The organism is Bacteroidota bacterium (genome assembly GCA_039111535.1).
In the GTDB taxonomy this organism is placed as follows: Bacteria; Bacteroidota; Rhodothermia; order Rhodothermales; family JAHQVL01; genus JBCCIM01.
The window spans coordinates 53,382-63,478 of the sequence record JBCCIM010000011.1; the positions used below are offsets into that span (position 1 = coordinate 53,382).

A 10,097-nucleotide genomic window follows, 5' to 3' on the forward strand; every position below is an offset into this window, starting at 1 on the left:
AAAGATTAGCGATGTGCGGTCGTTACATCGCCATGCATTTAGTGGACTTTCCTTGCACGTATTGTCGTGAAGCTGGCATCGAACACTTGCGAATAATCGGAAAATAAAAAAGGCCGGGTGAACACACCCGGCCTTTTTTCAAACATACATCATGTAGTTTGTTATTCTTTGCCACCTTCAGCGGCTTCTGCTGGCGGTTTTTCTGCCGGCGGATCTTCAGATCCTTTGGCAGGCGCCTTTTTGCTAGCTGCTTTTTTGGATTTTGTTGCCTTTTTGGGCGGGGCAGCCTTGACCGTTTCGATGTGCAATTCCTGCGTTTCATCTTTGCCATCGTGGGTGATATTAATGGTATCACCGCTAGCCAGGTTGTTACCAAGGATGGCTTCTGCCATTGGATCCTCGATGTACTTCTGGATGGCTCGACGCAAGGGACGCGCACCAAATTTCGGATCGTATCCTTTCTCAACGAGGAAGTCTTTGGCAGACTGCGTGAGCTCAACTTCGATGCCGACACCGCGGGCGCGGGCAAAGAGGTCGTTGGCCATCAGGTCGATGATCTGATGGATGTGCTCTTTCTCGAGAGAGTGGAAAACGATAACATCGTCGATACGGTTGAGGAATTCCGGATTGAACACGCGCTTGAGGGCGTCTTCAACGGTACTCTTCATGGCGGCATAGTTGAAGTCGTTGTCTCCCTGGGAGAAACCCATGCCTTTGCCGAGATTTTTGATGTCTCGTGCACCGATGTTGGATGTCATGATGATGATGGTATTCCGGAAGTCAACCCGCCGGCCCAAACCATCTGTAAGAATACCGTCGTCGAGCACTTGCAGCAGGATGTTGAATACATCCGGGTGTGCTTTTTCGATTTCGTCGAGCAGTACAACGGAGTAAGGCTTGCGGCGCACTTTTTCAGTGAGCTGGCCGCCTTCTTCGTACCCAACGTATCCCGGAGGCGCACCTACGAGCCGGCTCACGGAGAATTTCTCCATGTACTCACTCATGTCGATGCGAATAAGAGAATCTTGCGAGTCGAAGAGGTACTCTGTAAGTACTTTGGCGAGTTCGGTTTTACCAACCCCGGTAGGGCCGAGGAAAATGAACGAGCCAATTGGACGTTTGGGATCTTTGAGACCAGCCCGCGTACGGCGGATGGCTTTTGAGAGCTTGGTGATCGGCTCATCCTGGCCGATTACACGGCCTTTGAGCTCTTCTTCCATAGCGAGCAGTTTCTCGCTTTCAGGCTCTGCAATTTTGTCCACAGGAATGCCAGTCATCATGGCGACCACTTCTGCAATGCTCTTGGCATTTACATCGTGGACTTCCGTTTCAGCCTTGCGCTCCCATTCTTTTTTGGAGACTTCGAGTTCTTCCTGCAGTTTTTTCTCTGTATCCCGCAGGCGGGCCGCTTCTTCAAACCGCTGGCTTTTTACAACCCGGTTTTTCTCTTCGCGAACCTCCTCGATTTGCTCTTCAATTTTGACAATTTCTTTCGGGACACGGATGTTGGACAGGTGTACCCGGGCGCCGGCTTCGTCCATGACGTCGATCGCTTTGTCCGGCAGAAATCTGTCGGTGATGTAGCGGTCGCTTAACTGGACGGCCAGTTCAATGCCTTCATCGGAGTAGCGAACATTGTGGTGTTCTTCGTACTTCTCCTTGATGTTGTGGAGAATGTCGATGGTCTCTTCGAGGGAAGAGGGGTCGACAATAATTTTCTGAAAACGTCGATCGAGTGCACCGTCTTTCTCGATGTATTGGCGGTACTCGTCGAGGGTTGTTGCACCAACACACTGGATTTCTCCGCGTGCCAGGGCAGGTTTGAACATGTTGGATGCATCGAGGCTGCCTGAAGCACCGCCGGCGCCCACGATGGTGTGGAGCTCGTCGATGAACAGGATCACATCCGGACTTTTTTCGAGCTCATTCATTACCGCTTTCATGCGCTCCTCAAATTGCCCACGGTACTTGGTACCGGCAACGAGTGCTGCTAGGTCAAGGGTAACAATGCGCTTGTCATACAATACCCGGCTAACCTTGCGCTGTACAATGCGCATGGCCAATCCTTCAGCGATGGCAGTTTTACCAACGCCGGGCTCACCAATGAGAACGGGATTGTTCTTTTTACGCCGGCTCAACACTTGTGCTACGCGCTCAATTTCGCGTTCACGTCCAACGATGGGGTCGAGCTTGCTTTCTTCAGCCAACTTGGTGAGATCCCGGCCGAAGTTATCTAATACTGGTGTTTTGCTCTTTTCCATTTTACTACGCTCTTTTCCGTATCCTGAGGACGAGAGGCCTCCCGCACGACTGCTACCCGAAGATGAAGCTTTACCGCTTATAATCGAGTCCAGCTCTGCACGAACGGCATCATAGGTGATCGAAAAGCCTTGTTGTAAGATCTGAGCAGCGATATTTTCGTCATCACGCAGGAGGCTAAGCAGCAGATGTTCGGTACCGATAACATCACTTTTATACAGCTTGGCTTCCAGGTACGTAATTTTTAAAACTTTCTCTGCCTGTTTTGTTAATGGGATGTTGCCGACAGTCAAGGTGCCGCCAGTGCTGCGCACGGTGTCCTCTATAGCCTTTTTCAGCTTAAAGAGATCACAGCCCAGATTCCGGAGAATCTTTACAGCAATGCCTTCACCTTCTCGAATGATACCTAGGAGTAAATGCTCTGTACCTATGTAGTCGTGACCGAGACGAATTGCTTCTTCTCGACTGTATGAGATTACGTCACGTACACGGTTTGAGAAATTCCCTTCCATGCCTTACACGTTCTAAGCGAATGGGTGCCCCGGTTTACGGGCTCGTTAAAAAAAGCAATAAATGCTGTCTGGCTGGAGTACTTTTTAAGAACAGTTCGATCAACAGCGTGGCCCTGAACAAGACCCATACAGGCCTGCAAATTGATTGAAGCAGAACAGTATTAATGTTAACCGAACCTTACGTAGGCTGTTCCTTACCCTGGGGAAAGATAAAGCCTTTTTCCTAGCCAACTTCCAGGAGCAGCAGCAGCCAGCACCAAAGCGGTGCGATCAGGTTTTAAAAACCGCGTCTGATGGGATTATGCAGCGAAACTAGAGCCACATCCACAGGTCGAGGCTGCATTCGGATTTTCAAACGTAAATCCTCTTGCATTTAGTCCGTCCTGGTAATCAATGGTTGTACCATGCAGGTACAGGCCATGACGCTTGTCGATGTACAAAATGATGTCATCAAGCCTGAATTCCAGGTCCTGTTCTCTCATTTTGTCAAAGCCAAGAATGTAGCTCATGCCGGAGCAGCCACCTCCTCGAACGCCAACACGCAGACCGAAGCCATCAGGAATCGACTTAGATTCCATAATTTTCCTGACTTCTTCTGATGCACGTTGACTTAATAATACAGGTGCATTGGAGCGTTCAATCGTTACAGACTCTGGCATTATTTCGCGAGTTGTTTACTAGTTGAAGTAGTACAGCAAAAATCCGCTTTGGGGTAGTTCTAGATCCAACGGGAATTTACAAGTTGCTGTTCCCCAAAAAACACTGTTGTCGAAAGGCCACTCTCGGGCATAGTCCAAAGAACAAGGTTCAAGCCGCTTACCTGAAAACAACGCTGCTAGAACGCTTCATGCCTCTGGTAATCGGCAATATGTGATTTTTCTTGAGTCAACATAGACCATGCCCGATCACGACTTATCGCAATTGGCGTGCGAGGATAACGGGTTGCTTTATCTGTTGCGTCGTTCCGGCCGAGACGTCCAGCAGGTTTACTACAACAATGTATACGCCAACTGGCAGGAGACTTCCGCCATCTGACGCCCCATCCCAGAATCGTATTTCGCGCTGTTGAAACAGGGTTGTTTCTACCAGCGTCCGTACCTGACGGCCGGCCAAATCGAAGACTTTTATGCCGCCTGCCTGGGAAGCTTTTTCTGTCTGAATCGCAATGGTCAACACGTCATTAACCCCATCACCATCGGGTGAAAACAGGGCGGGGTTGATAATCAGTTGCCCGTTTGTTTCTGTCTCCTCTGTGATTTGGCGCAGGGAATTTTCCCGGCCTGGCGTGCCTCCCGAACCCGTTACAGCGCTGCTCCAGTTTGACGGGAGGGCGGTTGCCGCGTCTTGACGCCTGCGCTCCAGTGCCCGCCCCCGGGTCTCTTCGAGGAGTGGATGATGCCACGCCGGATCGTACACGAGGTCATCCACGACGAGGCTGTCACCCACCACCAGACCCACGCGGTCTCCTTCATTTCGAAGCCCGAGTGATGCTGCGTCTACCGGAAGTAAAAGTGGTGATGTGGTTTGCAATCCAGGAAATGCGTCTTCAAAGACTTCAAGGTCCTGCCTGGTTTTGCCGGGCGCGTATAAAATTGCAAAGCTACCCGCTACCATGACGGGGAGGGGCGGTGTTGCCCTGCGTGTATCTGCTTCACCTCGATCGTCAGCTTCGCCGGCCAACGCAAGGTGCCGCAAAGACAGCAGATGCTCTGAGGCGTTAAACACTTCGACATATTCGGGTTGATCGGGCAGGTTGTCATACGGATCTGCGCGTGGTGCAAACATAACCTCGTTGATCAGGAGTTCGCCGGCAACTGGCAGTCTGGCAATCGGGTGTTGCTGCCGGGGCCCGGTATTTCCTGTCAAATCTGATATCCCATCGTAGCGCAGCGCGTTGGCTGGAACCGCATTGCCAAAGGTTAAGGAAAACGTGCTTACATCGATGGGCGTGATTGTCCATGGAGATTGATCACCTGCTTGAAACTGGGTGAGGTGGAGGGCTGTGAAGTCTATTTGCTCATTCCAAAACAGGGTGAGTGTTTTCGGGGTGGTCCGCTCTGCCAGTAAAAGAAAGGGCGGTGTGCGGTCGGGATTGAAAATGCTGTTTTGGTATCCCGGGCTTGCACCCTGTTGCGCTACCGAGCTTCCCCAGTTGAATGCCGCCGCCGGCCCCAAAGGATCAATTCGCTCCAGCGAAACCCGTTGGCCGCCCCAGTCTGGCAAATACGATACAGCATCGATCATTGCTGCGCCGGCGTACAGGGTGACGGTGTCGCCGCTGTTGTTCAGCGCTGGCCAGGAGGAAGGTTCAAGCAACAGGTTTTCCTGTGCCAACGCGGCCGGCAATGCAAAAGTCTGCTTTAACAGCATCGTGTCTCGTGCAATCACCGCAAATTGTTCAGGGGGGAGGAGCGCGTCTCCATCACAGAGCACAACGGGCTCGTCGCGGCTATCAGCAATCGACAAAGTGCACAGGTTCAGTAATGCAGTTGACCTGTTAAAAACCTCGACAAACTCTAGCCTGGAATCGGCTGGCGCATAGTGAATTTCGTTGATGACCAGATCACCCGGATCGTGGTATTGCTGCGTTGCCGGCAGCGCGTTGCCGGGTAATAGCAGCCCTTGTAAGACCAGCGTAGTGGCTTGAAGCAGGAATAACGTTGATGGCATGGGGCAAACCGTTGCGTACTACAGGTACTCCTATAGACGCAGTTGAGCCGGCCGGCATACCCTCTTTTTTCGCTCCTTTAAACGCCGAGCGGATCGCTATTTACGTGGCTGATCAGCACACGCGTCATCAGTTCGATGGCGGGCACGATGGCTGACTCATCTACATCGAAGTGGGCATCATGCAGCGGATAAGAGGTTGCCGGGCTATTCGACGTACCCACCCGGATCATGGCGCCGGGGATAATTTGCTGGAAGTTGGCGAAGTCTTCGCCGCCCATGCTGGGTCGCGGGATGTGGTACAGGGCTGCTTTGCCGTTGTGGGTCACAATATTCTCAATGAGATGATCAACCAGGCGGGCGTCGTTGATGACCGGCGGGAGGCCGACATCAAACTTTACATCAGCTGATGCCCCGGAGGTCTGGCAAACGGCTGCTGCCGTTGCGCGAATCATGTCCTGCATCCTATGCAGCGTTTCCATGGTGGTACACCGCACCGTGCCGCCAAATTCTACGAGCGACGGGACCACGTTGTAAGCTTCGCCGGCAAAGAAGCGGCAAATGGTTAAAATGGTTGCATCCCGCGGATCCGTAAAACGGCCCGCCAACTGGTACAACTGGTTGGCAATTTGCGTTGCCGTCCACACGGTGTCGATGGCCTCATGGGGGCGGGCGGAGTGGCCCGTACTCGGGCTTGAGATTTCAACTTTGAATCGTGCTGCAGCAGCGGTGAACGCGCCTTTTTTTACGCCAAATTGCCCTGTGGGCAGCGTAGGGTCGACATGGACGGCATAGGCAGCTTCGAGTCCGTCCAATACCCCGTCTTTGATCATTTCGGGTGCGCCCGACGGGTTGCCTTCTTCGTTGGGCTGGAAAAACACGCGAATGGTGCCGGCAAACTGGTCACGGTGCGCATGTAGCATCAAGGCAATGCCAATGGCGATGGTGGTGTGCACGTCGTGGCCGCAGAGATGGGCGACACCGGGATGTTTTGAAGCATAAGGGGTGTTCTTGGCGTCCTGGATAGGGAGGGCGTCTATATCTGCGCGGTAGCCGATGGTGCGGCCTGTGCCATCTGCAAGGCCTTCGATGTCGACATACGAACCCGTTTTAGCAATCGGACCTACAACCTGCAGGCCGCGATCCGTGAGGAGTTGCCTGATGTGGCGCGCCGTTTCAAATTCCTGGAATCCAATCTCCGGATACTGGTGCAGGTGCTGCCGGCACGTGAGGAGAAAGGATTCAAAATCAACGGGGGGTGCCAGTTCACGTAACGTTGCTTTCATATGGTCACCTTGCTTCACGCGTTCGCCGCCTCCAATTGTGTCCCGCCGCTTTTCCTGATGCTATCCGCGCTCCGGGAAAAGTTCGTGGAAACGCTTGATCATGGCCAACGCTTCTTTATGTAGATCATCCTTGCGATGGGCTGCTGATATAAATTTATCGAGCACGGCGTGCATCACGCTGGATTGTTCTTTTTCAGACAGATGCGCGAGGTCCCAGTAGGCCTGCGCTTTAGACATAACATCGTCCAACGACTCCGGGTCTTCAAAAATGGCGTCGTTTTCCAGGAGGGGTCTCGAAAAGAGGGCAAAGGCTTCGGGAATGTCCAACTGGTCGGGGCCGTAGTGGGCGACACCGTTTGTTGCTGCGGGCGCTGCACCTGCGCCGGCATCTGCATGCAGCGATTTGGAGGGCGTAACAGCTTGCCGCTGTGTGCCTTCCGCCAACGCTTCCCATTGCTCTTCCATGGATGCAACCAGCACGGGAAACTGAACCAGGTCGTCGCGCTCGGGGTGGGGGCCAAGCAGGCTTTCCTGCAGCTGTTTGAAGTTGTTCTCTTTAGCATCCGGCGCCAGACAACAGTAATCCCATAAAATACTCGCTGTCTCGAAGATATCGAGCAGCAGCGTCATGTCGTCAATATTGGCGGGGGTTACATCGTCTGAAAATCCTGCGTCCAGTTCGATCTGGTAATGCGCGAGGATGGGCTGGATGAATTGCTGAAGTTTTGGATACTGGATCCCGGATTTGCCGGACCGGTACAGCTCGAGGGTAATACGTACAGATTCGAGGGCAACTGGTGATGACGGGGAGTTTCCATAATTCATATATGGATCTTCAGGTTGCGTCATACCATACCACTCCGTTTGCGAATGAGCCATTCGACAGTTAACAATACCAGAATAATAACAAAGAAGAAGTAGCGCTGCCACAACTCAGATTCAACGCGCTCTTCGAATATAACCGGCATAAACGTCTCAGTCTCTGCTAAGTGCCGGGTAAGGGCTGCCGGCGTATCTTTTTCGAACACTTCGCCGCCAGAGCGTTGTGCAATCTGGTACATCAGCTGGCTGTTTGCGCGGGTTTCTTTGAACTCCAGCGTGAGCGCGCCAACGGCAAAAGAGCCGGCATCGGTTCCGAGCACCACATCATTCTGTCGGGCACTGACCGTGTAATCGTAGGTCCCTTCGGGCAGCGCGCCGATGTCGAGGACATAGCGGCCGTTGCCGATAGGCTCCATGCTGTAAGGATACCGGATGCTATCTGCCTGGGTTACCTCTATTTCTATCGCTGCGCCGTCGACCGGGTTCAGACTTTCGTCATAAACCTGCCCATCAAATTGAATGGACGCACCGCCGGCAAACAGGTCTTCCACCGGCGCAACGCGTACGGGGCGGTCGTCTTCTTTGGTGGTGATCCACTGGAGGGTGTTGGAGAAGAGGTTGGTCCAGAGCGGGGCGGCCGACTGCAGGTCGTCGGGCAGGTTTTTCCACCGCCAGGTGCCGGCGCCAAGTAGTGCAGCTGTTCGGTGGCGGTTCTGATTACGGATCACCAGGATCGGATCATCCAACTGGATGCCGCGGACCTGGTGCGTTGCGAGGATGCGTGCATCAGGCGCTGCCTGCCAGCGGGAGTCATTAAAAATAAGCGGGGGCAGGGTTAGCCAGAGGTCTGCTGGCGTATCTGCTTGTTGCAGGATCGGATGTTGCGTGCCTTCGGCTGTTGGCGTGAGGGTGCTTTCTACAAAATTGGTGCGCAGTGTGCGGGGCTGGACGGGGAGGACGTTGGCAAACATCTTTCGCAAAGTGCCGAGATCTGTTTGCCGGCTAAGCAAGAAAAACGCAGGCAGGCCGGCTTCAATGCTTTGGGCCAGTTGCTCAACCACGGCTGCATTGGCAAAGCGGCCAGGGAATCCTGCAAGAATGACGGCGTCGTAATCGCTGAGGCTGTCTGGCAATTCAGGATTGTAAAAGGTGTTGCGCGATTTCTGTACGAAGGCAGAGACTTCGATGTCGGGGTCCTCTGCCAGCAATTGCTGCAAGGCTGCTACGTCTGGCTCCGGTGCGGCCGCAAAAAGCAGGATGCGCTTCTTGTTTTCGAGCACGCGGACCGCAAAAGAAGCCGCGTTGTTTTTAAAGGTCGCTTCCCCTTCAACCCGCGTGACGGCAATGGTATACCGGTGCAGGCCTTCTTCTTCAGGCGTGTGAAACAGGTCCACCGGAATCTCAGCATTGCCGGCGGGGAGATCTATGTTGGCCTGGTTGAGCAACGTGCCGTTTTCAAAAAGAGAAACAGAGACGCGCTCGCCGCCAAAACCTTCCGTTAAGATGCCCACCTGCACGGGCAACTCATCATCGACATAAGCAATATCATTTGTAGCAATGCGCCGCACCTGTACGTCGCGCCGACGCGTAGTATCGCCAACCACTACCGTGTGAATCGGCACCGGGTACCGTTCTGCCAGGTACACCGGGTTGCGGCCGGTATTGTACTGTCCGTCTGAAATGAGCAGTACGCCCTGCAAGTTTTCATCTTTGTACTGTTCACGCACATGCGCCAGGGCAAGGGCAACGTTGGTGCGCTCGCCGTCAAAAGCAAGAGAGTCGGCTTCGTTGTTGTTGAGCTGCGCGATGTCACCACTAAATCGGAAATACCGTACGCTTCCGTCCACGTTTTCTGCCGCATACCGCCGCACCGTCGCCCGCGTTTGCTCACTGATGCGCAGGGTATCCGTTTCTTCTTCAATCGCAATTTCAAGGCTCTGGCTGTCATCGATCAACACAGCCAGCAGCGGTGGCTGCTCAGTGCTGATGATGTTTTCCAGGATCGGTTTAAAGAGCAGGAAAAGCACAAGGCAAAGCGTGAGGGTCCGCAATGCGGTGAGGCCGTAGCGCTTGGCCGGCGAAAGGGTCGGGACGGTGTTTTGGTAAACCCAGTACCCGAGTCCGATGGCTACGAGTACGCATGGGATGAGGAAAAGAGGAGAAATGCCAAACGAAAGGCTCATACCCGATAGTTTGCCTGCAGGTCAAGGGGATTATACGGCTGCGCCGGCTTTTTGCGCCGGCGATAGATCTACGAACGGGTTTTAAGCCCGCAGGTTGCAGAAAACTGGTTTAAGGTTGCGGGTTGAAGGTTTAAGGTTGGCTGGCGGAAGTATGCAGTGACCTCTTCTATGTCATAGTATGTTGGAAATGCGCAGAATCTCTGTAGGAATTGCAGGTCCTTGAATATCGAACATCGAACCAGGGGTGTTCAGAAAAATCTATTGATCCTCTGCGCTGGGATATTCCATAAAATAAAACGCGCGCTTTTATCTCCTTTCGCACAGGTCCTCCTGAATTTTATTCAGGAAAACGCTCCGATAAAAGCACC

The 10,097-nt window shown here is 53.3% G+C and carries 6 protein-coding genes; all 6 read right to left on the reverse strand.

Translation table 11 applies throughout. The annotated features are described in order from the left end of the window. Nucleotides 1–161: 161 nt before the first annotated feature. Nucleotides 162–2,771 carry an ATP-dependent Clp protease ATP-binding subunit gene (locus tag AAF564_03370; protein MEM8484559.1) on the reverse strand — a complete coding sequence of 870 codons (2,610 nt, stop codon included), beginning with the start codon at nucleotides 2,769–2,771 and terminating at the stop codon, nucleotides 162–164. Between the two features lie 299 nt (nucleotides 2,772–3,070). Beyond that, nucleotides 3,071–3,430 (reverse strand): iron-sulfur cluster assembly accessory protein, encoded by a 360-nt coding sequence (locus AAF564_03375; protein MEM8484560.1) that lies wholly within the window; start codon nucleotides 3,428–3,430, stop codon nucleotides 3,071–3,073. 253 nt (nucleotides 3,431–3,683) lie between these two features. Continuing rightward, entirely contained in the window at nucleotides 3,684–5,441 is a 1,758-nt protein-coding gene (locus AAF564_03380; GenBank protein MEM8484561.1) for a lamin tail domain-containing protein, read from the reverse strand. A gap of 77 nt (nucleotides 5,442–5,518) precedes the next feature. Beyond that, the gene (locus AAF564_03385) at nucleotides 5,519–6,724 is read right to left on the reverse strand and encodes an amidohydrolase (protein MEM8484562.1); all 1,206 of its coding nucleotides are present in this window, start codon (nucleotides 6,722–6,724) and stop codon (nucleotides 5,519–5,521) included. Between the two features lie 60 nt (nucleotides 6,725–6,784). Beyond that, nucleotides 6,785–7,573: a hypothetical protein gene (locus tag AAF564_03390; protein MEM8484563.1), complete on the reverse strand. Its 789-nt coding sequence runs from the start codon at nucleotides 7,571–7,573 to the stop codon at nucleotides 6,785–6,787. After that, nucleotides 7,570–9,729, reverse strand: coding sequence for a hypothetical protein (locus AAF564_03395; protein ID MEM8484564.1), 2,160 nt, complete (start codon nucleotides 9,727–9,729; stop codon nucleotides 7,570–7,572). The genes AAF564_03390 and AAF564_03395 overlap by 4 nt, the downstream gene beginning before the upstream one ends. Nucleotides 9,730–10,097: the final 368 nt, after the last annotated feature.

Bases quoted from the DNA above. Each gene is read 5' to 3' on its own strand.
- AAF564_03370 (MEM8484559.1), bottom strand. From the start codon at position 2,771: ATGGAAGGGAATTTCTCAAACCGTGTACGTGACGTAATCTCATACAGT.
- AAF564_03375 (MEM8484560.1), bottom strand. From the start codon at position 3,430: ATGCCAGAGTCTGTAACGATTGAACGCTCCAATGCACCTGTATTATTA.
- AAF564_03380 (MEM8484561.1), bottom strand. From the start codon at position 5,441: ATGCCATCAACGTTATTCCTGCTTCAAGCCACTACGCTGGTCTTACAA.
- AAF564_03385 (MEM8484562.1), bottom strand. From the start codon at position 6,724: ATGAAAGCAACGTTACGTGAACTGGCACCCCCCGTTGATTTTGAATCC.
- AAF564_03390 (MEM8484563.1), bottom strand. From the start codon at position 7,573: ATGACGCAACCTGAAGATCCATATATGAATTATGGAAACTCCCCGTCA.
- AAF564_03395 (MEM8484564.1), bottom strand. From the start codon at position 9,729: ATGAGCCTTTCGTTTGGCATTTCTCCTCTTTTCCTCATCCCATGCGTA.